17 protein-coding genes are annotated in these 22,150 nt (G+C 66.2%); 7 read left to right on the top strand and 10 right to left on the bottom strand.

The genetic code is table 11. The features are described 5' to 3' along the window. Positions 1–359: 359 nt before the first annotated feature. Positions 360–1,394 (top strand): ABC transporter substrate-binding protein, encoded by a 1,035-nt coding sequence (locus ACIGFL_RS20885; RefSeq protein WP_397498519.1) that lies wholly within the window; start codon positions 360–362, stop codon positions 1,392–1,394. On the opposite strand, the gene ACIGFL_RS20880 is transcribed toward ACIGFL_RS20885, so the two are convergent. Continuing rightward, positions 1,395–1,622 carry a DUF2970 domain-containing protein gene (locus ACIGFL_RS20880; RefSeq protein WP_397498433.1) on the bottom strand — a complete coding sequence of 76 codons (228 nt, stop codon included), beginning with the start codon at positions 1,620–1,622 and terminating at the stop codon, positions 1,395–1,397. 206 nt (positions 1,623–1,828) lie between these two features. Here ACIGFL_RS20880 and ACIGFL_RS20875 point away from each other — a divergent pair, with 206 nt between their 5' ends. The 3 genes from ACIGFL_RS20875 (at position 1,829) to ACIGFL_RS20865 (ending at position 7,493) form a co-directional block, all read left to right on the top strand. After that, on the top strand, positions 1,829–5,050 hold the full coding sequence (locus tag ACIGFL_RS20875; protein WP_397498432.1) for a DUF1631 family protein: 3,222 nt from the start codon (positions 1,829–1,831) through the stop codon (positions 5,048–5,050). An 87-nt stretch (positions 5,051–5,137) separates the two neighbouring features. After that, positions 5,138–5,947, top strand: coding sequence for a helix-turn-helix domain-containing protein (locus ACIGFL_RS20870; protein WP_397498431.1), 810 nt, complete (start codon positions 5,138–5,140; stop codon positions 5,945–5,947). Positions 5,948–6,086: 139 nt separating this feature from the next. Next, entirely contained in the window at positions 6,087–7,493 is a 1,407-nt protein-coding gene (locus tag ACIGFL_RS20865; RefSeq protein ID WP_397498430.1) for an NAD(P)/FAD-dependent oxidoreductase, read from the top strand. Positions 7,494–7,554: 61 nt separating this feature from the next. Here the strand turns inward: ACIGFL_RS20865 and ACIGFL_RS20860 are convergent, their stop codons facing one another. The 3 genes from ACIGFL_RS20860 to ACIGFL_RS20850 form a co-directional block, all read right to left on the bottom strand. Beyond that, a complete protein-coding gene (locus ACIGFL_RS20860) occupies positions 7,555–8,583 on the bottom strand; it encodes an RNA methyltransferase (RefSeq protein ID WP_397498429.1) in 1,029 nt (342 codons plus the stop codon). A gap of 15 nt (positions 8,584–8,598) precedes the next feature. Continuing rightward, positions 8,599–9,624 carry a DUF5924 family protein gene (locus ACIGFL_RS20855; RefSeq protein ID WP_397498428.1) on the bottom strand — a complete coding sequence of 342 codons (1,026 nt, stop codon included), beginning with the start codon at positions 9,622–9,624 and terminating at the stop codon, positions 8,599–8,601. 144 nt (positions 9,625–9,768) lie between these two features. Continuing rightward, entirely contained in the window at positions 9,769–10,371 is a 603-nt protein-coding gene (locus ACIGFL_RS20850) for a hypothetical protein (protein WP_397498427.1), read from the bottom strand. 177 nt (positions 10,372–10,548) lie between these two features. Here ACIGFL_RS20850 and ACIGFL_RS20845 point away from each other — a divergent pair, with 177 nt between their 5' ends. Beyond that, on the top strand, positions 10,549–10,839 hold the full coding sequence (locus tag ACIGFL_RS20845; protein WP_122107959.1) for a DUF1883 domain-containing protein: 291 nt from the start codon (positions 10,549–10,551) through the stop codon (positions 10,837–10,839). 102 nt (positions 10,840–10,941) lie between these two features. On the opposite strand, the gene metH is transcribed toward ACIGFL_RS20845, so the two are convergent. Continuing rightward, a complete protein-coding gene (metH, locus tag ACIGFL_RS20840) occupies positions 10,942–14,652 on the bottom strand; it encodes a methionine synthase (protein WP_397498426.1) in 3,711 nt (1,236 codons plus the stop codon). Positions 14,653–14,804: 152 nt separating this feature from the next. Here metH and ACIGFL_RS20835 point away from each other — a divergent pair, with 152 nt between their 5' ends. Together ACIGFL_RS20835 and nfuA are read left to right on the top strand one after the other, a co-directional pair. Then, positions 14,805–17,081, top strand: coding sequence for a fatty acid cis/trans isomerase (locus tag ACIGFL_RS20835; RefSeq protein WP_397498425.1), 2,277 nt, complete (start codon positions 14,805–14,807; stop codon positions 17,079–17,081). Between the two features lie 147 nt (positions 17,082–17,228). After that, complete coding sequence (gene nfuA, locus ACIGFL_RS20830; RefSeq protein ID WP_021443630.1) at positions 17,229–17,813, top strand: Fe-S biogenesis protein NfuA; 585 nt, start codon at positions 17,229–17,231, stop codon at positions 17,811–17,813. A 74-nt stretch (positions 17,814–17,887) separates the two neighbouring features. Here nfuA and ACIGFL_RS20825 read toward each other — a convergent pair whose 3' ends face one another. From ACIGFL_RS20825 to ACIGFL_RS20805, 5 genes are all read right to left on the bottom strand, one after another. Next, the gene (locus ACIGFL_RS20825; RefSeq protein ID WP_397498518.1) at positions 17,888–19,060 is read right to left on the bottom strand and encodes an MFS transporter; all 1,173 of its coding nucleotides are present in this window, start codon (positions 19,058–19,060) and stop codon (positions 17,888–17,890) included. Between the two features lie 47 nt (positions 19,061–19,107). Next, a complete protein-coding gene (locus tag ACIGFL_RS20820) occupies positions 19,108–19,347 on the bottom strand; it encodes a DUF1272 domain-containing protein (RefSeq protein ID WP_397498424.1) in 240 nt (79 codons plus the stop codon). Further along, entirely contained in the window at positions 19,340–20,359 is a 1,020-nt protein-coding gene (locus ACIGFL_RS20815) for a GlxA family transcriptional regulator (RefSeq protein ID WP_397498423.1), read from the bottom strand. The genes ACIGFL_RS20820 and ACIGFL_RS20815 overlap by 8 nt, the downstream gene beginning before the upstream one ends. 126 nt (positions 20,360–20,485) lie before the next feature. Further along, positions 20,486–20,755: a hypothetical protein gene (locus ACIGFL_RS20810; RefSeq protein WP_397498422.1), complete on the bottom strand. Its 270-nt coding sequence runs from the start codon at positions 20,753–20,755 to the stop codon at positions 20,486–20,488. A gap of 250 nt (positions 20,756–21,005) precedes the next feature. Further along, complete coding sequence (locus ACIGFL_RS20805; RefSeq protein WP_397498421.1) at positions 21,006–22,142, bottom strand: catalase family protein; 1,137 nt, start codon at positions 22,140–22,142, stop codon at positions 21,006–21,008. Between the last annotated feature and the right edge of the window lie 8 nt (positions 22,143–22,150).

The raw sequence follows: 22,150 nt of genomic DNA, 5'->3' as shown, positions 1-22,150 counted from the left end.
TATATAAACAGAACTTTGAGCAATAAGAGCGCGACGGAACATAACCTGAGGGCTTGAGCCCTGGCTCGGGCTGGTCTTAACTGCAGGGCGTGTCACCCATAAGCACAAGAACCAGGGGGAGTCATGCACGACCACAGCGAAATGGAAAAAACCGACAGCCGCGTCGACGCCTGGGCCATCTTCAGCCTGATCCTGATTGCCGTGGCCACGGCGGTGTTCTGGGTCAGCGGTCAGTAGCACCCGCGCCGGCATACAGGCCGACCCGCCACCGCGGTCGGCCTTTTTGCGCTTATGCCCTTATACTGCGCCCGGTTATTGGGAGGGGCGTCGTGATCAGGTGGGTGCTGGGGCTGTTGGCCATGTTGGGCTGGTGCGTTGCCGAGGCGCAGGGGCGGCCGCTTTCCGTGGTGTTTCTCAACCCCGGCCATGCCGCCGAGCCGTTCTGGGCCGATTATTCGCACTATATGCAGGACGCCGCTGGCGATCTGGGCATCGACCTGCGGGTGATCTACGGCGAGCGCGATACCGCACGCATTCTGCGCAACGCTCATGAGGTCCTGGAGCGGGGCGAGTTGCCCGACTACCTGATCTTCGTCAACGAGCAGTTCACCGGCCCGGAGATCCTGCGCCTGTTCGACGGCACCCAGGTGCGTCTGTTCGCCCTGCACAGCACCCTGACGCCGGAGCAGCAGGCGCTGGTCGGCGGCAGCCGCGAGCGCTATCGCCACTGGCTGGGCAGTCTGGTGCCCAACGACGAGGAAGCCGGCTACCTGATGGGGCGGGCGCTGATCGCCCTGGCCGGCGGTGAGCCGGCGCAGATGCTGGCGTTCACCGGCATCAAGCAGACGCCCTCGGCGACCCTGCGCATCGTCGGCCTGCAGCGAGCCCTGGCCGAGGCGCCGCATGTCCGCCTGCAGCAGGTGCTGTACGGCGAGTGGCGCCAGCAGCGCGCCTACGAGCAGTCGCTGGCCCTGTTGCCGCGCTACCCGCAGCTGAGCCTGGTGTGGTCGGCCAACGACGAGATGGCCTTCGGCGTGATGCAGGCGGCCGCCGAGCAGGGGCGGCAGCTGCGCTACGCGGCGTTGAACAATTCCGCGCGGGTGCTGCAGGCGCGCGTCGACGGGCGCATCGAGGTGTTGGCCAGCGGACATTTCCTGCTCGGCGCCTGTGCCCTGGTGATGCTCCACGACCACGCCAAGGGGCTGGATTTCGCCGCGCGCGGCGGCAAGGATCAGGTGGCCAGCCTGCTGCGCCTGGTCGATGACGAAGCTGCCGGGCGTCTGATGCGGCGCCTCGAACAGGGTGACCTCGACCTGGACTTCCGCCAGTTCAGTGCCACTCGCCAGCCGCAGATGAGCCATTACGCCTGCTCCATCGACAGCCTGCTGCGCTGATCAGCCGACCGCCAAGTGCAGCACCAGTTTCACCAGGGCCAGCAGCACCAGCACGAACAACCCGGTGAACAGCAGCCCGAGGAGGATGAAGTGGCTGGGTTTGCCGCGGCTGAAGTCGCGGCTGCGATTCTTCCCGCTCTGCACCCCGAAGGCGGCGGCCAGCACGCTCTGCAGCATTTCCCAGAACGTCAGTGGCGGTGGCGGCGGTTGCTTGTCCGGTTCGTTCATGTTCAATCCCCTCTTATATCAATTAGCCTAGTCGAGCTGCAGCCCGAGGCCCTGGTCAGGACGTGCGTTTCTGCTCATTGCCGGCGGCGTGCACCCTATGCATAAGGATGGCTATTTGGTGGCATGATTCTGATGGCGGGAGTTCTCGTGGCGGCAAGACCGGCTATAGTCATGCCAGAATGCTGTTTGGTAGGAGCGCAACACGGATGTCCAGTTTGCTACCCGTACCACTTCGCGATGCGCTTATCGCCCAGGTGCGGGGCCGTTTGCCGGTTATCCTGCATGAACTGCTCAAGGGCCTGGAGCATGCCTTGATAGAGCAGCGCATGCGCGCCTTCTCCAATCGAGAGGCGCAGGCCTGCGACGAATTCCTGCGCTTCTGCCACGGCCAGGGCGAGCGTGTGCTGCGTGCGACCTACCAGGCCGTGGCTCAAGGCATCCAGCGGATGGGCGGGATCCAGCCAACGGTGTTCGATGATCGCGGTGAATGGCGCCTGGTCGACGATGCCGAGGTCGAGGACATGCTCCTGGCTCGACGCCTGGTGCGGGTGCTGCGCGATACCCTAGGCGCCTTGGAGTGGCATATCTGTGGCTGTTACAACCGCCTGCTCGGCCACCACGTGACCGATGCCGATCATCCGCTGGCCTTCGAATTTCTGCTGCGCGAGCTACAGACCAACCTGCAGTTGCGTCATCAGCCAGCGGCAGTACGGGCGCTGTATCTCGGCGAGGCCGGGCGAGTCCTGCCCGTGCTGCTCAAGCCCTATCTGCAAACCCTGCTTGAAGCCTTCCAGAGCCATCAGGTCGAGCCCCTGCCGGAGCCCGAGGTGCTGGTACGCGGGCGCCAGGGGCCGGCACCCACACCCTCGGATAGCGCAACCTATCAGGCCATAGGCCAACTGCGCCAGTGCGCGCCGGAGTCGCCGGACGAGCCCCAGACCCGGGAACAGGGCAGTTCACTGGTGCCCGAGGAAGTGCTGGGCTACCTGCGTCGGCTCGAGGCGCCGCCCGGTGGCTGGAGTGCCCAAGTTCTGCTTGAGCAGTTCGAACAGCAGGCTTGCCACTTGAGTGCGCGCCAGCGCGAAGACACCCATCTGGTCAGCGAGCTGTTTCAGTACATAGTCCAGGGCGAGCAGCTGGTTCCGAGCATCCGGCCTGCGGTGGAGCGGTTGCTGCTGCCGGTGTTGCAGGCCACCCTCAGGGAGCCGGCAGCCATCTCCGACAGCGCCCATCCGGTACGCGCGACCTTGGATCGCCTGCTGCACCTGGCCCATAACAGCGAGCTGCCGAACAAGGCACTAGAACAGCGCCTGCAGGAGCTGATCGACCGCATCCTCAACGACTACCAGGGCGACAACGACGCCTTCGCCGCCTGCGACGGGGAACTGGACGAGCTGCTCAAGCTGCAGCAGCGCGCCTGTCGGCAAAACGTCGAGTGGCTCAAACAGCTGAACAAGGGGCGCGACACCCTGGAGCTGGCCCAGCGCGAGGTGGCTGGCGCGTTGGCCCAGATGAGTGGCGAGCGGGTGGCGCAATCCTTTCTCGACTGGCTCGCGGTTGGCTGGCGCGAGTTGCTGGTCCACGGCCTGATCCGCCTGGGTAGGGACAACTACCACTGGCGGCTGGACCTGTCGCTGACCAGCATGCTTTGCAGGCAGTTGCAGCTACAGGGGCAGAGCAGCAGCCACGGTGACCAGGTGGCACGGGTCTATGACGTGGACCATCAGCTGCAGATACTGCGCCGGCGCATCGAGGAGTTCAGTCCTGGCTTCTATCAACATGGTGTGGTGCTGGCGCGCCTGCGCGCCGAGCTGCTCGGCGAGGAACCTGTGCAGTTCGTCGCTGCTCCGCCTGCTCCACCTGCTCCTCCGGCGGTTCCCGAGGCGCTGCAGCGCTGGCACGAACGCCTCGACGCCCTGCAGGAGGGCGACTGGCTACATGATCGCGACGGCCAGCCGCTACAGCTGATCTGGAGCAACCGCGACCTGGATCACTATGTACTGGTCAGCGCCCAGGGCCGTGAGGTCGGCAGCTTTCGCGCCGCCGAACTGGCCAGCCAATTGGCCGAGGGCGCGCTGCTGATCGGCGAGGTCGTCAGCGAACCGCAGAGTCTGATCCAGCAGGGCATGCAGGACATAGTCGGGAGGCTGTATCGCGAGGTGGCCCATGCGCGCAGCCACGACGAGCTGACCGGATTGTACAACCGAAGGATTTTCGAGGGCCTGGTGGCGCAGAGTCTGGCCGAAGGGGCGCGGCCTTCCTTCATCATGATGCATATCGACCAGTTCAGCCTGCTCAACAACCTCGCCGGGCCGGTGGCCGGCGATGCCTGCCTGCGCCAGGTGGCCGGTCAGCTGCGCCATCGGCTCGCGGCTGCCAGTTGCGTGGCGCGTATCGGTGGGGTGGATTTCGCCGCGGTGCTGCCCGATTGCGGCGAGGCCGAGGCCATGGCGCTGGCCGAACAGGTTCGCTTGGAGGCGGAGAGCAGCGGATTCGTCTGGGCCGATCACCGTCACGGTATCACCCTCAGCATCGGCGTGGTCGAGGCAGCCGAGCGCCATGATGTGGCCAACCTGTTCTGCGACCTGCAGACCGCCTGCAACAGCGCCAAGGAGGCCGGACGCAACCGCGTGCACCGTTTCAGCGTGGCTGACGACGAGGTGCGCACCGGGCTGCAGGCCATTGCCGCGCGGGTCGACGACATAGTCGAGCGCGAGGAGCTGGCGCTGCGCGTCCAGCAGATCGCACCGACCGCCGAAGACGCCAACGAGTTGCCGCATTTCGAGTTGCTGTTGGTGATGCAGAACGAATTGCTGCTGCAAGATTTCATCGCCGCCGCCGAACGCTACCACCGCATGAGCAAGGTGGATCGCTGGGTGCTGCGGCGCATCTTCAGCGAACTGGAACGTCATCCGCAGTTGTGGGAGCGCTGCAGCGGCATGTCCATCAACCTGTCCGGCAGCAGTCTGAGCGACGACAAGCTGCTGGGGTTCATCGAGAGCCTGTTCGAACGCTATGCAGTGGATCCGCGGCGCATCTGTTTCGAGTTAACGGAGACCACGGCGGTGGCCAATCTGGCCAAGACCGCCGATCTGGTGCGCCACCTGCAGAGCGCAGGTTGCAGCTTCTCCATCGACGATTTTGGCGTTGGTTTCTCCTCCTACGAGTACCTCAAGCGCCTGCCGGTGGACTACGTAAAGATCGACGGCAGCTTCGTCAAGGAGATCGAGCGCTCGCCCAGCGACTTGGCCATGGTTCGCTCGATCAACGAAATCGCTCATGCCCTGGGGCGTCAGACCATCGCCGAGTATGTCGAAACCCCCACCATTCGCGCACGCCTGTTGGAAATGGGCGTGGATTACGTGCAGGGCTTCGCCGTGCACAAGCCGGTGCGCCTGGAGGACTGGCTCGAGATGAAGGCGCCGTGACCCGCGCGAGGGGCCCCTGGCATAGCCCTCTAGGCTGGCCAGGGCGAATCGGGCAAGCTGCAAGGCGCCCCTGAAACGATGCCCGCCATGTTCGACGACAATTTCCCTGACGACGCCGCGCAGACCGCGCGCACCCGCGAGACTGTCCTGCGCTATCACCTGAGCTGGAAGCAGCGCGACCTGGAGGCGGTGCTGGCGCTGTACCACCCGGACGTGGAGTACAACGACTTCTACCAGCAGCGCTGCATGCGCCTGGCCGAGCTGCGCGGCTATGTCGAGAGCAACCTGCCGCGTCACCCCGGCGAGGTGCTGGAGCATCTCGACCGCATCCGCATCGACGGCCACACCGCCTTCATCCAGTACCGCACCAGCCTGCAGGGCGGTGCGGGATTGGTGTCGTTCCGCACCGGCGAGGCGATCACCGTGCGCGACGGGCTGATCTGGCGCATCAACGAGTACGCCACCCTGGTGCGCGAGGCGAACCCTGCCGACCAGCCGGTCGGTGCGCGCCCGGCGATCAGCCGGCTGGGTCTGTCGCCCCGTCAGCTCGGCCAGCTGGCGCAGGACCTGCAGGAGTATTTCCAGCGCAGCAAAGCCTTTCTCGATCCCGAGCTGAACCTGCAGCAGGTGGCGGCGGCCACCGGCTACAGCCGCAACCAGATCTCCCATCTGCTCAACCAGGTGCTCGGCGAGAGCTTCTACCGCTACGTCAGTCGCGCCCGCCTGCAGCACCTGCTCGCCGGTCTGGAGGCGGGCAGCGACCTCAAGCGCATCGACGAGCTGGCCTTCGCCGCCGGTTTCAACTCGCTGTCGGCCTTCTACAGCTGCTTCAAGCGGCATACCGGGCTGTCGCCGAAGGCCTATCTTAGAGCCCGTCCAGGATCTGGCGAGCTATAGCCCGTTTTTAACGCAGCAGGGCCGACGCGCAGCAGATTCTAGGCGGGTTCTCTAGCAGATTTCCGCGCGGGTCCGCACGCAAGACAGCTACTGAGCCGTGCCGCTAGCCTTGGGGCATCGATCGATGACGGAGGCGTGGATGAATCCCTGGCGCAATATCAGTCTGTGGATGGATCGAATCGACGATCCGCTGCAGGCGCGACCCCGCCTGCAGGCCGATCTGCAGGCGGACGTGGCGATCATCGGCGCCGGCTATACCGGGCTGTGGACCGCCTATTACCTCAAGCGCCAGGCGCCGCAGCTGCGCGTGGCGATAGTGGAGGCCGAGACCGCCGGCTTCGGCGCCTCCGGGCGCAACGGCGGCTGGTTGATGGGTAACCTGCTCGGCGAGGATCGCCTGCTGGCGGGCCTGCCTGCCGCCGAACGCAAAGCTTCCTTCGATCTGCTGCATGGCATTCCCGACGAGGTGGCGCAGGTGGTGGCCCGCGAGGGTATCGACTGCGACCTGCGCCAGGGCGGGGTGCTCTACTGCGCGGCGCGCTATCCCGAGCAGGAAGTGCGCCTGCGCGAGTACCTCGGCGGCCTGCGCGCGCTCGGCCTGGGCGAGGACGACTACCGCTGGCTGGCGCCGAGCGAGCTGGCCGAGCAACTGCGCCTGGCCAACGCCTACGGCGCGCTGTACAGCCCGCACTGCGCCACCATCGATCCGGCCAAGCTGGTGCGCGGCCTGGCACGCTGCGTCGAGGCGCTCGGCGTCCAGCTCTACGAACGCAGTGCGGTGATCGACTGGCAGCCCGGTCTGGTGCGCACCGCGCAAGGCAGCGTGCGTGCCGACTGGGTGGTGCCGGCCATCGAGGGATACGCCGCCGGCTTGCCGCCGCTGGGCCGGCATCAGTTGCCGGTGCAGAGCCTGATCATTGCCACCGAGCCGCTGCCGGCGGAGGTCTGGGCCGACATTGGCTTGCAGCGCGGCCAGGCTTTCAGCGAGTTCAGTCGCCAGGTCACCTATGGCCAGCGCAGTCGCGACGACCGCCTGGTGTTCGGCGCGCGCGGTGGCTATCGCTTCGGTGGCCGCCTGCGCCGCGACTTCAACCTGACCGAGAACGAACGCAATCTGCGTCGCTACCTGCTGGGCGAGCTGTTCCCGCAGCTGCGCACGGTGCGTTTCAGCCACGCCTGGGGCGGCAATCTGGGCATGGCGCGGCGCTTCCAGCCGCATATGCTGCGCGACCTGAAGCAGCGCATCGCCCTGGCCGGCGGCTACGGCGGCGAGGGCGTCGGCGCCAGCAACCTGGGCGGGCGCACCCTGGCCGACCTCATCCTCGGTCGCGACAGCGAACTGCTGCGCCAGCCCTGGGTGCTACCCGACAGCTCGATTTCCCGCCTGCGCCGTTGGGAGCCCGAGCCGTGCCGCTGGCTCGGCTATAACGCCATCATCCGCAGCTTCGTCCACGAGGATCGGGTGCTGGCCAATCCGCACAGCCCGGCCTGGCGCCGGCGTCTGGCGCAGGCCGTGGCCGAGCGCATGGAACGTCTGATGAGTTGAGGAGGGCTTCGATTGCTGGTGCACGCGGCCTAGGCGGCCCGGCGCCACCCTGCGGGCGGGGTCAGCGAACCCGGCGCAGCGGGATCAGCTCGCTGGCGCGGGCGCGCAGCTGGCCGCAGCCGCCGTCGATATCCTGGCCGGCCGAGTTGCGCACCTTGGTCAGCACGCCGCGGCTGTGCAAGTAGCGCACCATCTGCACGATGCGCTCGCCGTCCGGGCGCTGGTAGTCGTCGGCTTCCAGGCTGTTGTAGGGAATCAGGTTGAGCACGGCGAACTTGCCCTTGAACAGGCGCAGGATGTTGTCCATTTCCTCCTGGCTGTCGTTGATGCCCTTGAGCAGGGTCCACTGGTACTGGATCGGGTAGTCGATGCAGCGGGCGTAGGCCTCGCCCAGTTCCACCAACTGCTCGGGATCGATGCGCGGCGCCTTGGGCAGCAGGCGCTGACGCAGCTCGGCGTCGGTGGTGTGCAGCGACAGCGCCAGGGCAGGGCGCACGCGTTGCTGCGGCAGACGCTCGAACACCCGCGGATCGCCCACCGTGGAAAACACCAGGTTCTTGTGGCCGATGCCGCCCTCGGTGCCGAGCAGGTCGATGGCCTCGAGCACGTTGTCGAGGTTGTGCGCCGGCTCGCCCATGCCCATGAACACCACCTTCTTCACCGGGCGAAAGCGCCGGCCGAGGGCGACCTGGGCGACCATCTCGGCGCTACTGAGCTGGCGCAGCAGGCCGCTCTTGCCGGTCATGCAGAACACGCAGCCCACCGCACAGCCGACCTGGCTGGAAATGCACAGGCCATCGCGCGGCAGCAGCACGCTTTCCACCATCTGCTGGTCGGCCAGCTCCACCAGCAGGCGCGCCGAGCCGTCGGCGCCGGGATGCTCGGAGCGCAGCCGGGCCAGCTTATCGAGGTCGGCGGCAAGCGCCGGCAGGCCCTGGCGTACGGACAGCGGCAGGAAGTTCTCGGTCTTCTGGTGCTTGGTGCCGGTGTCCAGCGCCTTGCCCTGCAGCCAGGCACGGGTGATCCGCCCGATGTGCTGGGGTTTGGCGCCAAGGGCGGCGAGGCGTTGAGTGAGATCGGCGAGCTGCATGGGGCGCGGATGCTATCAGGTGCCGGGGGCGTCGGCCACGTCGAAGCGCAGCACGCCGATCAGCTGCCCGGCCTCGGTAAGCACCTGCACCTGCCAGCGGCCCTGGGCCTCGGCGGGGAAGTTCTGCTTGTGGCTCCAGGCGCGGTAGCCCTCCTTGCGCCCGCCCTGGATATCCAGGGCGATGCGGTCGACCTCGCGGCCGTCGTGGCGCCAGACGTGGTAGATGCGTTCGTTCAGCCCGCGCGGCGCGTTGATCGCGGTGTAGGCGTAGAGCCCGCCGGCGCTCAGCTGGGCCGGGCTGATGCGTTCGATCGAGCGCCCCGGCGAGCGCTGCGCGCCGTCGAACTCGGCGGTCACCGCCACCTCGTTCAGCCAGAGCGTGGCCGGTGGCACCCAGGTGCGTGCCAGCCAGCCGCCGGCGCCGAGGATCAGCGGCAGCGCGGCCAGGGCCACGGCGCGGCGCCAGCCGACGAAGCCGATCAGCCCGGGCAGGCTCGGCAGCGTCAGTAGCGTGGTCAGGACCAGGGCGACGCGGTAGCTCTGCGGGGTGCTGAGGTGGAAGATGATCGGCAGCGCGGTCAGCATCACCGCGAACAGCGCCAGGCTGTGAAACATCAGCAACAGCCAGCGCCGGGCCGCCAGCCAGCGGTAGTAGAGCGGATCGGTAATGGATATCAGCGCGGCGACGGCGAGCAGGCCGCTGAACAGCAACTGGCCGCTATTCCAGGTGGTGGTGATGAAGAAGAACGGCAGGACGAAGAACAGGCTTTCCTGGTGGATCATCTGCGTCGCGTAGCGCAGCAGCGGGATCGGCAGCTCGAAGCCGAAACGCCGGGCGATGTGCTCGCGCAGTAGGTTTTCCAGCATCAGCCACAACCAGCTGGCCAGCAGCACCACGCCGAGCACCTTGGCCAGATTGGCCTGGCGCTCGACCAGCAGGAAGCTGGCCAAGCCCGAGCAGAAGCCGAAGGCGGCGACCAGGCCGGGGTAGCGGCGGACCCAGGCGAGCAGGGTGGGGATGCGGTCTAGCAGGATTTTCATGGCGGCGCTGTACGACGGCGTGGCCGCGCATGCTAGGGCCCGCTCCCCAGGGTGTCCAGCCCGGGCCGTGACTGCGCCGCGCTAACGGCCGTTGCCGCGGGGCGCCAGCGCTACGGCCTCGCCTGCCCATTCAGCCGTCAGCTATCACTGCGCCTCGACGCTGACGGCCACCGCCGAGGTCATGCGCAGCACCAGCTCGCGGCCCAGGTACTCGGGTTTCATCTCGACGTCGGGGCGCACCTTGACGGTACGCTGGCTGCCGTCGGCAAACTGCAACGTGGCGGTACGCTGGGTGCTGTCCATGGCCTTGATCACCGCGGTGATTTCCAGTGTCTCGGCCATCAGCAGGCCCGGCTTGCCCCCCTCCGGTGCGGTAGCTAGGATGCCGGCGGCGCCGTCTTCGCTGGTATCGCCCGGCTCGCGCAGCTGGACGATGCGTTCCAGGCCGATCATCGCGCGCACCTGGTCGCCGACCCTGAGCTGCTCGAAGTTGCGCATCTCCGGCGGCGCCTGCAGGGTGCGGCTGTGCCCCTGCTCGTCGGTGAGGGTAAAGCTGCGCGTGGCGGTATCGATGGCGCTGACCTTGGCGTGTACCTCTTCGGTTTCGAGCACCGCGCCGCCGGGCTTGCCCGGTTCGAAGGATTCGCTGCGGTCATGCTCGCCGCCGAGCTGCTCCTCGGCCTGGCGATAACCGCCGTGTAGCAGGCCGGCGACGAGAAAGGGGGCAAGGAAGCTGGATATCTTCATGGGCGGGCTCCTGCGAGAGGCGACGTGCTGCGTTTGCCGAAGGTGCTTGCCGCGCGCTCCGGCGCGGTGGCTGAAATCAGCCTAGCAGCGCTTGGGCAGGCGCGCCCCGTCGTCTCGGCGCTGCCCGCGGCGCGCGCTCGTGCTATCGTCGCGCCCCCGATCCAACCGGAAGCACGCATGAAATTCATCCATCAACGCGAACAGCTGAACGAGGGCGACCTGGTGGTCATCGAGTGTTCGCAGCCCTGCAACATCCGCCTGATGAACGACGCCAACTTCCGCGCCTTCAAGAACCGTGGCCGGCACAGCTACCACGGCGGCGCCTTTATCAAGTTCCCGGCGAAGATCCGCGTGCCGAGCAGCGGTTTCTGGAACATCACCCTGGATACCGTGAGCCGCCGTGCCGTCAGCGTGACGCGCAAGCCGCAGATGGAGTACTCGATCAAGATCGTGCGCAGCAGGGTCTGACGGCGCTCGGGCATAGTCCGGAAAGCGCGCAAGGCGTTTTCGATTGGCCAGGCAGCGGTGGGCGAACAGAGCGTTGCCCACCCTACGCAACGCGAGCCCGCGTCAGCCGTCGTAGCCCAGATTCGGCATCAGCCAGCGCTCGCTGACGGCGATGTCCTGGCCCTTGCGCTTGCTGTAGCTCTCGACCTGGTCCTGGTCCACCTTGCCGACGGCGAAGTACTGCGCCTCGGGGTGGGCGAAGTACCAGCCGGACACCGCGGCCGCCGGGAACATGGCGTAGTGCTCGGTAAGGAACACGCCGCTGCGCCCGGCCTGGTTGTAGCCGGCCTCGGGGTCGAGCAGCCTAAACAAAGTGGCCTTTTCGCTATGGTCCGGGCAGGCCGGGTAGCCGGGAGCGGGGCGGATGCCCTTGTACTGCTCCTTGATCAGGTCCTCGTTGGCCAGCTGCTCGTCGGCGGCATAGCCCCAGTACTCCTTGCGCACACGTTCGTGCAGCCACTCGGCGCAGGCCTCGGCCAGGCGGTCGGCCAGCGCCTTGACCATGATGCTGTTGTAGTCGTCGCCCTTGGCCTCGTAGGCCTTGGCCACTTCCTCGGCGCCGATGCCGGCGGTGGTGATAAAGCCGCCGACATAGTCGGTCTTGCCGCTCTCCTTGGGCGCGACGAAGTCGGCCAGCGACAGGTTCGGCTTGCCGTCCGCCTTGATGCTCTGCTGGCGCAGGTGGTGGAGCAGGGCGATGGGCTTGCCCTGGGCGTCGCGCAGTTCGATATCGTCGTGCGCCACCTGATTGGCCGGCCAGAAGCCGAACACCGCGCGGGCCTTGATCAGCTTCTCGTCGATCAGCTTCTTCAGCATGGCCTGGGCGTCGGCGAACAGCGCGCTGGCGGCTTCGCCGACTACCTCGTCGGTGAGGATGCGCGGGTACTTGCCGGCCAGGTCCCAGGAGATGAAGAAGGGCGTCCAGTCGATGTACTCGGCCAGGGTGGCCAGGTCGATATCCTCCAGCACCTGCGCGCCTATGAAGCTCGGCTTGGGCGCGTTGTAGCCGGCCCAGTCGAACTGCGGCTTGTTGGCGATGGCGTCGGCATAGCTCAGGCGTTCGGTGCGCGAGGCGCGCGCCGAGGTGCGCTCGCGCACCACCACGTATTCCTCGCGGGTTTTCTGCACGAAGTCGGCCTTGAGCTCCTTGGACAGCAGCTGGGTGGCCACGCCGACGGCGCGCGAGGCGTCGGTGACGTAGACCACCGCGTCGTTGCTGTACTGCGGGTCGATCTTCACCGCGGTGTGCGCCTTGGAGGTGGTGGCGCCGCCGATCATCAGCGGCAGCGTGAAGCCCTGGCGCTGCATTTCCTTGGCCACGTGGACCATCTCGTCCAGCGAGGGGGTGATCAGGCCGGACAGGCCGATGATGTCGCATTTCTCGGCAATCGCCGTCTGCAGGATCTTCTCCGCCGGCACCATCACGCCCAGGTCGACGATGTCGTAGCCGTTACAGCCCAGAACGACGCCGACGATATTCTTGCCGATGTCGTGCACGTCGCCCTTCACGGTGGCCATGAGGATCTTGCCCTTGGCCTCGGGTTTGTCGCCTTTCTCGGCTTCGATAAAGGGGATCAGGTGCGCCACCGCCTGCTTCATCACCCGCGCGGACTTGACCACCTGGGGCAGGAACATCTTGCCCGAGCCGAACAGGTCGCCGACCAGGTTCATGCCGCTCATCAGCGGGCCTTCGATCACCTCGATGGGGCGCGCGCACTGCTGGCGGCACTCTTCGGTGTCCTCGACGATAAAAGCGGTGATGCCCTTGACCAGCGCGTGTTCCAGGCGCTTGTTCACCGGCAGCGAGCGCCATTCCTCGTTTTCCACTTCCTTGGCGGCGCCGTCGCCCTTGTACTTGTCGGCGATGGCCAGCAGCGCCTCGGTGGCGCCGTCGTGGCGGTTGAGCACCACGTCCTCGACCGCGTCGCGCAGCTCCTTGGGTATCTCGTCGTAGATTTCCAGCTGGCCGGCGTTGACGATGCCCATGGTCAGGCCGTTCTGGATCGCGTAGTAGAGGAACACCGAGTGAATCGCCTCACGCACCGGGTTGTTGCCACGGAAGGAGAACGACACGTTGGACACGCCGCCGGAACTCAGGGCGTACGGCAACTCGTCGCGGATATAGGCGCAGGCCTCGATAAAGTCGACCGCGTAGTTGTTGTGCTCCTCGATACCGGTGGCCACGGCGAAGATGTTCGGGTCGAAGATGATGTCTTCCGGCGGGAAGTCCACTTCGTTGACCAGGATGTCGTAGGACCGCTTGCAGATTTCCTTCTTGCGCGCGGCGGTGTCGGCCTGGCCGACCTCGTCGAAGGCCATCACCACCACGGCGGCGCCGTAGCGCTTGCACAGCTTGGCGTGGTGCTTGAACTGCTCGACGCCTTCCTTCATCGAGATGGAGTTGACGATGCCCTTGCCCTGGATGCATTTCAGGCCGGCCTCGATCACCTCCCACTTGGAGGAGTCGATCATGATCGGCACGCGCGAGATGTCCGGCTCGCCGGCGATCAGGTTGAGGAACTTCACCATCGCCGCCTTGGAGTCGAGCATGCCCTCGTCCATGTTGATGTCGATCACCTGGGCGCCGGCTTCCACCTGCTGCAGCGCCACTTCCAGCGCTTCGGTGTAGTTTTCCTCGCGGATCAGTCGGGCGAACTTGGCCGAGCCGGTGATGTTGGTGCGCTCGCCGACGTTCACGAACAGCGAATTGCGGTCGATGGTGAAGGGCTCCAGGCCCGACAGGCGGCAGGCGCGCGGAATCTCCGGGATCGCCCGCGGCGGGTACTTGGCCACGGCCTCGGCGATGGCCTGGATATGCGCCGGAGTGGTGCCGCAGCAGCCGCCGATGATGTTGAGGAAGCCGCTGGCGGCGAACTCCTCGACCACCGCGGCCATTTCCGCCGGGGTCTCGTCGTACTCGCCGAAGGCGTTGGGCAGGCCGGCGTTGGGGTGAGCCGAGACATGGGTGCCGGCCTTGTTCGACAGCTCTTCCAGGTAGGGGCGCAGGTCGGCGGCGCCGAGGGCGCAGTTCAGGCCCACGGAAATCGGCTTGGCGTGCGCCACCGAGTTCCAGAAGGCCTCGGTGGTCTGGCCGGACAGGGTGCGGCCGGAAGCGTCGGTGATGGTGCCGGAAATCATGATCGGCAGCTCGATGCCGAGTTCCTCGAACACGCCCTGCACGGCGAAGATGGCCGCCTTGGCGTTGAGGGTGTCGAAGATGGTCTCGATCAGGATCAGGTCGGCGCCGCCCTCGATCAGGCCGCGGGTGGCCTCGGTGTAGTTCTCCACCAGCTCGTCGAAACTGACGTTGCGGTAGCCGGGATCGTTGACGTCGGGGGAGATCGAGCAGGTGCGGCTGGTCGGGCCGAGGACGCCGGCGACGAAGCGCGGCCTGTCCGGGGTTTCCAGGGTCTTGGCATCGGCCACTTCACGGGCCAGGCGCGCGCCTTCGACGTTCAGCTCGTAGACCAGCGCCTCCATGCCGTAGTCGGCCTGGGACACCTGGGTGGCGTTGAAGGTATTGGTTTCCAGGATGTCGGCGCCGGCATCCAGGTAGGCCTTCTCGATGGCCTGGATCACGTCCGGGCGCGACAGCAGCAGCAGGTCGTTGTTGCCCTTGACGTCGCTCGGCCAGTCGGCGAAGCGCTCGCCGCGATAGTCGGCCTCGTCCAGCTTGTAGCTCTGGATCATGGTGCCCATGCCGCCGTCGAGGATCAGGATGCGCTCCTTCAGGGCTTGCTGGAGGGCGTGGAGGCGGGCGCTGCGATCGGACATGGGAACTACCTGAGCAAAGCGGGAACAAAGGTGCGCGATGATAGCAAAGCTGCAGGGTTCTGGAGTGCCTGCGCCTTTTGCATGAATTGCGCTCATGTTGCAGGCGGCGACATCTGGCTAGAATCGCCGTTATCGTCATCAAGGAAGTTGCCATGCTCAAGCCCGCTGCCCTGTTTGTTCTTTCCTTCGCAGCCGGTCTGGCGCGGGCCGAGCCGATTTCCTACGCGAACGACGTCCAGCCCATCCTCACCCACAAGTGCGTGGCCTGCCACGCCTGTTACGACGCGCCCTGCCAACTCAACCTGGGCAGCGGCGAAGGGCTGATGCGCGGCGCCAGCAAGCAGCCGGTGTACGACGGCACGCGGACCAAGGCGCAAGCCACTTCGCGCCTGTACCTGGATGCCCGCGGCGAGGCCGCCTGGCGCCAGCGCGATTTCCACTCGGTGCTCGGCGACGGGAAAGGCCAGGCCGCATTGCTCAAACGCATGCTGGAACTGGGGCACAGCCAACCGCTGGAAGCGGGTGCCAAGCTGCCGGAGGCCCTGGACATCTCCATCAACCGCAGCAACAGCTGCCCGCTGCCCGGCGAGTTCGCCGCCTATGCCAAGAAAAATGCTCACGGCGGCATGCCCTTCGCCGTCGCCGGCCTGAGCGACGCCGAGTACGCCACCCTGCAGCAATGGCTGGAGCAGGGCGCGCCGGTGGCCGAGCAGGCCCTGTACCCCAACGCCACCGAGCGTCGGCAGATCGCCGAGTGGGAGGCCTTCCTCAACGCCCCCGGCGCGCGGCAGAACTTGGTGTCGCGCTGGCTCTACGAGCACCTGTTTCTCGCCCATCTGCATGTCGACGGCGGCGAGCCGGGGCATTTCTTCCAGCTGGTGCGCTCGCGCACGCCCAGCGGCCAGGCCATCGATCCGATTGCCACGCGCCGGCCCAACGACGACCCGGGCACCGCGTTCCACTATCGTCTGTGGCCGATCCAGGGCGTCATCGTGCATAAGACCCACATCACCTATCCGCTGAGCAGCGCCAAGCTGGCGCGGGTCAAGGAACTGTTCTTCGCCGAGGACTGGCCGCTGGACGCGGTGCCCGGCTACGGCGCGCAGCGCCGCGCCAACCCCTTCGAGACCTTCGCCGCGATCCCGCCGCGGGCGCGCTACCAGTTCATGCTGGATAACGCCGAGTACTTCGTGCGCACCTTTATTCGCGGCCCGGTGTGCCGCGGACAGATCGCCACCGACGTGATCCGCGACAACTTCTGGACACTGTTCCAGGACCCGCAGCACGACCTCTATATCACCGATGCCGACTATCGTGCCCAGGCCACGCCGCTGCTGGCGATGCCCGGGCAGTTCGACGAGATCGGCGACCTGCCCGGGCTGTGGCGCAATTACCGGGACAAGCGCAACCACTACGAGAACCTGCGCAAGGACGCCTACGCCGACGCGCCGCCGGCCGACTGGGCGCATATCTGGCGCGGCAACGACAACGCGCTGCTGTCGATCTTCCGTCAGCACGACAGCGCCTCGGTGCGCAAGGGGCTGCTCGGCGAGATCCCGCAGACCCTCTGGTGGATGGACTACCCGCTGCTGGAGCGCACCTACTACCAGTTGGTGGTCAATTTCGACGTGTTCGGCAACGTCTCGCACCAGGCGCAGACCCGCCTGTACTTCGATCTGATCCGCAACGGCGCCGAGGTCAACTTCCTCCGCCTGCTGCCGGCCCAGGCGCGCAAGGGCTACCTGGACGACTGGTACCAGAACAGCGGCAAGCTGAAGATGTGGCTGGATTACACCGCGGTCGACCACCGCACGCCCAGCGCGCTGGCGCTGGACGGCGGCGATCCCAAGCGCCAGTTCGCCGAGCAACTGCTGCAGCGCCTGGCCAAGCTCAATGCCCGGCCCGACCCGATCAACCGCTGCACCGGCGCACGCTGCTACCGCGAGGGGCTGGCGGCGGAGCTGCAGCACGCCGAGCAGGCGCTGGCGCGCCTGGCCAGTCGCCCGGCCGGCGGCCTGCGGGTGATCGAGCAGCTGCCGGAGGCGACCCTGTTGCGGGTCGAGCTGAGCGACGGCTCGCACGAGGTCTACAGCCTGCTGCGCAACCGTGCGCACAGCAACGTGGCCTTCATGCTCGGCGAAGAGCTGCGTTACCAGCCGCGCCTGGACAGTCTGACCATCTACCCGGAGGTGCTGAGCAGCTACCCGAACTTCCTGTTCAGCCTCAAGGCCGAGGAGATGGACGCGTTCGTTGCGCAGATGGAGCGCGCCGCCGATGCCAAGGCCTTCGAGCGCATCGTCGAACGCTGGGGCATTCGCCGCAGCCACCCCGAGTTCTGGCGCTATTTCCACGACCTGGCCGAGCATATCCGCGAGACCCAGCCGCTGGAGGCCGGCGTGCTGGACATGAACCGCTACCAGAACCTGTAGCTTGGGCTTCGTCAGCTCGGCACCCACCTGTGGCGACCAACCAATCCCGGCGGTCGCCATAGCTGCAATTAATTCCTACTAATTTGCTTGGGCTTTAACCGCGCAACGCACTGGCGTACACTGCGCCCATGTTTGCGAGGAGTTGCCATGAGCGCCATCACCATTACCCAAGCCGCCGAAGACTACCTGGCCGAGTTGCTGAGCAAGCAGGACACGCCGGGCATCGGCATCCGCGTGTTCATCACCCAGCCGGGCACGTCCTATGCGGAAACCTGCATCGCCTACTGCAAGCCGGGTGAGCAGAAACCTGAAGACACCGCCGTCGGCCTGGCCAGCTTCACCGCCTGGATCGACGCGGTCAGCGAGCCCTTCCTCGAAGACGCCGTGGTCGACTACGCCACCGACCGCATGGGCGGCCAGCTGACCATCAAGGCGCCGAACGCCAAGGTGCCGATGGTCAACGAGGACAGTCCGCTCAACGAGCGTATCAACTATTACCTGCAGACCGAGATCAACCCCGGCCTGGCCAGCCATGGCGGCCAGGTGACCCTGGTCGACGTGGTCGACGAAGGCATCGCCGTGCTGCAGTTCGGCGGCGGCTGCCAGGGCTGCGGTCAGGCCGACTACACCCTCAAGGAAGGCATCGAGAAAACCCTGCTCGAGCGCATTCCCGAACTCAAGGGCGTGCGCGACGTGACCGACCACAGCAACCGGGAAAACGCCTACTACTGAGGCACCCAGTTGCGAGTCAAATGAAAAGGCGACCCCATGGGTCGCCTTTTTGCTGCCTGGCTGGGTGCATCGGCTTAGCCGGCGGCCTCCAGCAGGCAACGCCTGGCCGGCAGCAACATCAGCATGGCCAGGCCTACCAGGGGCAGGATGATCAGGTTGATCGCGTCCCAGCCAAGGCCACTGATCAGCGCGCCGGCGGTGAACGCGGCACAGGCCGCCATCAGGCCGTTGAGCAATTCCATCAAGCCCTGGGCCTGGCCACGTTCCGTGTCGCTGTGGCCTTCGGCCAGCAGGGTGGTGCCGGCGACCAGCATCAGGTTCCAGCCCAGTCCGAGCAGCAGCGAGCTGAGCAGAAAGTGCAACTGCTGCAGGCCGGCCAAGGCTATGGCGGCACTTGCCAGCAGTATCACCCCGCCCAGCACGGCTACCCGTCGGCTGCCGAGGCGATCCACCAAGGGGCCCGCCAGAAAGGCCGGGAGGAACATGCCGAGCATGTGCCATTGAATCACCTGGGCGCTGCTGGCCAGGCCAAATCCGCAAAGGTTCATGGCCAAGGGCGTAGCATTCATCACCAAGACCATCAGCCCATTGCCAATCGCCGTGGTGGCGATCGCCGCGCGTACCACCGGGCGGCGCAGCAGCAGTCTCAGCTCACCGAGGCCAGCCTTGGCCCGGCGCGGTGCAGTGCCCTCCGGTAGCTTCATCATCAGCAACGCAGCGAGCGCTGCCAGGATCGCGATCAGCAGGTAGGCACCGACAAAAGGCGTGCTCAGGGCGGAGCGCGCCCACAGCGTCATACTCGGTACCAGCACGGCCGCCAGTACGCCACCACCAATCACATAGGCACTGGCGCGGCCCTTGTGCGCCTCTTCGGCGGCCTCCAACGCGGCAAAGCGGTAGTACATCGCCGACGCCTGATAGACGCCAATGGGCAGTGCACCCAGGCAGAACAGGGCGAAATCGGCCAGCCAGACGCCCAGTGCACTGAGCAAACCGCCCACCACGCCGGCACCGGCGCCGAGCAGCAAGCCGGGGCGACGACCATGGCGCTGCATAAACAGCGACAAGGGTTGTACGGCGAACAAGTTGCCCAGCATCCACAAGCCCAGTGGCAGGGTCGCCAGGGCATTCAAGGGGGCCAGTTGCAGCCCCACCAGCGCGGTCAGGGTGATCCCGATCATCGAGCAGGACCAATACAGTGCCTGGCCGGCAAACAGTATGCGGATCGAAGGGTTACGTATCAGCAGCATCAGCTGGCTCCAGATAACAGCTAGGGTCTCGAGGTGTCTTGCTTCTAGTCGCAGTTGGCGGACTTGAGCACCCGCTGACAGGAGGCCGGGAAACGCTCCAGCTTTTCGGCTGGACGGATCGGTCGCCTGACCAGTTCGCCGCCACAGTTCGGGCAGCTGCCGTGCAGAACCCGCTCATTGCAGGCACTGCAGAAGGTGCATTCGAAGGAGCAGATCAGTGCGTCCAGGCTGTCGGCTGGCAGGTCGCGGTCGCAGCATTCGCAATTGGGGCGCAGTTCAAGCATGGACGTTCTCCTGGCGCTGGCCGAAGCGCTGCAGGTAGTCCTGCGGGCTGACGGCCAGGTGTTTGTGAAAGCTGCGCCGCAGGTTCTCGGCATGACCGAAGCCGGTCAGGCGCGCCACCGTGGCGATCGAGGCCTGGGCGTCCTGCAGCAGGTTGCGTGCGGCCTCCAGGCGGACGCGCTCGACGTAGCGGCCCGGCCCCATGCCCAGTTCCTGGCTGAACACCCGCGACAGGGTGCGCGGGGTCATGCGTGCCTGGGCGGCGAGCGCCTCGAGCGACAGGTCGTCGCCGAGGTGGGCGGGGATCCATTCGAGCAGGGTCGCCAGGCGCGGCACGCGGCTTGGCTCCGGGCTGAGCAGGGCGCTGAACTGTGCTTGTCCTCCGGGCCGGCGCAGGAACATCACCAGGCGGCGAGCGACCGCCAGGGCCATGGCCCGCCCCAGATCGGCCTCCACCAGCGCCAGGGCCAGGTCGATACCGGCGGTGACCCCGGCGGAGGTGAAGAGGTGCGCGGCACCGCCCAGGTCGTGCGGGTCATAGGTGTGCAGGCAGTCGCCCAGCACCTCGACCTCTGGATAGCCCTGACGCAGGGTCTCTACGTCGGCCCAGTGGGTGGTGGCGCGGCGCCCGTCGAGCAGTCCGGCGGCGGCGAGGATCAGTGCGCCGGAGCAAACCGAACCGAGCCGGCGCACGCGCGGCTCGTTCTCGCGCAGCCAGGCCAGCAGCGGCGCGTTGACGCATTGCCGGCTTTCGCCCAGGCCGCCGGGAACCAGCAGGGTATCCAGGGTTGCGCCGTCGAGCTGGCGCCAACTGCCGTCGGCCACCAGCTGGAAACCGGCGGAGGTGCTCACCGGGCCGGCCTCGTCGGCCAGCAGGCGAATGCGGTAGCAGGGCGGCAGGCCCTGGCGCTGGCGTTCGACGTTGGCCGAGGCGAATACCTGCAACGGCCCGCTGACGTCCAGGCTCATGACGTCGGGGTAGATCAGGCAGGCGATGGTTCTGAGCGCATCCATGAGGGCCTCCTAGGGAATTGGAGGCAGTCTGCGCCGGCAGGATCATGGCAACAAGGACAATAAGCCCACAGATATTGCCAAGGGGTAGCAAAACTCAGGGGGCGCCGGGCGGCGCCCCGAACGGGCTTACTCCGGCATGCTCCAGGGCGCCAGGTCGAAGCCTTGGCGACGCAGTTCCTCGCGGGAGCGCTGCAGGGCATCGGCCAGTTGCTCCGGGTCGCTGTAGGTGGCGCTGGACAGCTGGGTGCGACCGAGCAGGCGGGTGCTGGTGCGGTCGATGACGCTGATGCTGACGACGCCGGTGCCGTCCTGCTGGGCCCAGGCCACGCACTGGAACGGGCGGAAGGCGCGATCGGCAATCAGCAGGGCTTCGTTAAAACGCAGCGGGGTGTTCATGGGGTCGGTATCTCCGAGTTGATCCCAGCAATAATGGCGGCCAGCGGTTTATTGAGTTGGCCTGTCAAAGCTGTTGATGAACGCAGTCGACCTATAAGTCACACGGTACCGAAAAAAGTTTTAACGCAGTTCGCAAAAGTGTCCGGTAAAGAAGTTTCAACGTCGCGCCCTTTACAACTTCCTGCCGCGAAAGTTCCTTTTTCCTGTTTCGCTCTACCGGCTGCAGGCCCGGAACCACGCGCCCTGTGGCTCAGGGCGCAGCATTGCGTTGATGGCGATAAGCGCTCACCGCCTCATATACCGCCTGGCGCAAACGGTTGATACCGCCAATCGGCCGATGTTCCGGCAGGGCATGCCAGGGATTGAAGGACAAATTGTCGCAGAACAGATTCTGTTCGCGACTATCGAAGTCCTGGGCCAGCACGCTGATACGTGCCACGCTTTCGAATGGCGCGATCTTTTCGTCCCACTCGACGCTGGTGTCTTCGATGGGCATGTAGTACTGCGGATTCTGCCTTTGCACCTGCAGTTCGAAGCAGGCCGGCGCGCGATCCAGCGACAGTTGCTGGTACAGCGCGTTGCGCAGGAAGTTGGGCAGGGCGCTGTTCTGCTCCGGCAGTTGGTAGGGTGGACAGTGCTGTGGCGCCGGCACCACCCGGTACTTGATGTTGTGCGGGCCGAGCTTGAACGGCGCGATGGAGTTGTAGGTGGTCGCCACTGGGCTTTCCGGCGCCGGCGCCAGGGTTTTCAGGGCGATGATCAGGTGGCGGATTTCCCAGCTGCGCGGATCCCAGCTGGGCAGGAAGGCCAGCACCTTCTTGCCGTCGGCCTGGGCGGCGAAGTTGCTTCGGTATTCGGCCACGTCGCGCACGAAGAACACCGGATGGTTGAACATCACGAAGTCCTGTTCGCCGGCATGCGCAGGGCTTTTCATCAGCTTCTCGCCTGGTACCTCGAGCAGCTTGATGGCCATGCCGCGGGCATCGCGGGCGCGGTCGAACTGCGGGTAGGCGTTGCCGTTGGACAGGCGCATCCAGGCTTGCCAAGTGTGCCCCGGTTCGCTGAATACGCCATGACGCAAGCTCTCGTCCAGATCGTCCAACACCTGCACTTCGGCCTTGACGCAGCCATGTGCCTTGGCGTGGGCATCGCGCAGCACACGGGTGTTGTCGCGGTGCTGTTCGACGATGCGCACGGCGTCTTCGATGATCAGTCGGGTCAGCGCCGCTTCGTCCGGCGGAATCTGTTCTTCGCTGGAGACCGGGCCGGAGAACTTCCAGGCGTAATAGAGTTCACCCAGCGCCCAGGCGAGGCCGGCGAGGATGAGCAGCAGGGCCAGCAGCCGGCCGAACAGACGGCAGAACCACAGCCAGAGCGTTTCGAGCATCGGATGTC

The sequence above is a fragment of the Pseudomonas sp. NPDC077649 genome (assembly GCF_044542855.1).
GTDB lineage: Bacteria > Pseudomonadota > Gammaproteobacteria > Pseudomonadales > Pseudomonadaceae > Aquipseudomonas.
The sequence above is the reverse complement of the archived record's forward strand: the minus strand, read 5'-3'. Positions and strand labels throughout refer to the sequence as shown.

Excerpts from the sequence above, each read along its gene's own strand:
- ACIGFL_RS20885 (WP_397498519.1), top strand. The coding sequence starts at position 360 with ATGTTGGGCTGGTGCGTTGCCGAGGCGCAGGGGCGGCCGCTTTCCGTG.
- ACIGFL_RS20880 (WP_397498433.1), bottom strand. The coding sequence starts at position 1,622 with ATGAACGAACCGGACAAGCAACCGCCGCCACCGCCACTGACGTTCTGG.
- ACIGFL_RS20875 (WP_397498432.1), top strand. The coding sequence starts at position 1,829 with ATGTCCAGTTTGCTACCCGTACCACTTCGCGATGCGCTTATCGCCCAG.
- ACIGFL_RS20870 (WP_397498431.1), top strand. The coding sequence starts at position 5,138 with ATGTTCGACGACAATTTCCCTGACGACGCCGCGCAGACCGCGCGCACC.
- ACIGFL_RS20865 (WP_397498430.1), top strand. The coding sequence starts at position 6,087 with ATGAATCCCTGGCGCAATATCAGTCTGTGGATGGATCGAATCGACGAT.
- ACIGFL_RS20860 (WP_397498429.1), bottom strand. The coding sequence starts at position 8,583 with ATGCAGCTCGCCGATCTCACTCAACGCCTCGCCGCCCTTGGCGCCAAA.
- ACIGFL_RS20855 (WP_397498428.1), bottom strand. The coding sequence starts at position 9,624 with ATGAAAATCCTGCTAGACCGCATCCCCACCCTGCTCGCCTGGGTCCGC.
- ACIGFL_RS20850 (WP_397498427.1), bottom strand. The coding sequence starts at position 10,371 with ATGAAGATATCCAGCTTCCTTGCCCCCTTTCTCGTCGCCGGCCTGCTA.
- ACIGFL_RS20845 (WP_122107959.1), top strand. The coding sequence starts at position 10,549 with ATGAAATTCATCCATCAACGCGAACAGCTGAACGAGGGCGACCTGGTG.
- metH (WP_397498426.1), bottom strand. The coding sequence starts at position 14,652 with ATGTCCGATCGCAGCGCCCGCCTCCACGCCCTCCAGCAAGCCCTGAAG.
- ACIGFL_RS20835 (WP_397498425.1), top strand. The coding sequence starts at position 14,805 with ATGCTCAAGCCCGCTGCCCTGTTTGTTCTTTCCTTCGCAGCCGGTCTG.
- nfuA (WP_021443630.1), top strand. The coding sequence starts at position 17,229 with ATGAGCGCCATCACCATTACCCAAGCCGCCGAAGACTACCTGGCCGAG.
- ACIGFL_RS20820 (WP_397498424.1), bottom strand. The coding sequence starts at position 19,347 with ATGCTTGAACTGCGCCCCAATTGCGAATGCTGCGACCGCGACCTGCCA.
- ACIGFL_RS20815 (WP_397498423.1), bottom strand. The coding sequence starts at position 20,359 with ATGGATGCGCTCAGAACCATCGCCTGCCTGATCTACCCCGACGTCATG.
- ACIGFL_RS20810 (WP_397498422.1), bottom strand. The coding sequence starts at position 20,755 with ATGAACACCCCGCTGCGTTTTAACGAAGCCCTGCTGATTGCCGATCGC.
- ACIGFL_RS20805 (WP_397498421.1), bottom strand. The coding sequence starts at position 22,142 with ATGCTCGAAACGCTCTGGCTGTGGTTCTGCCGTCTGTTCGGCCGGCTG.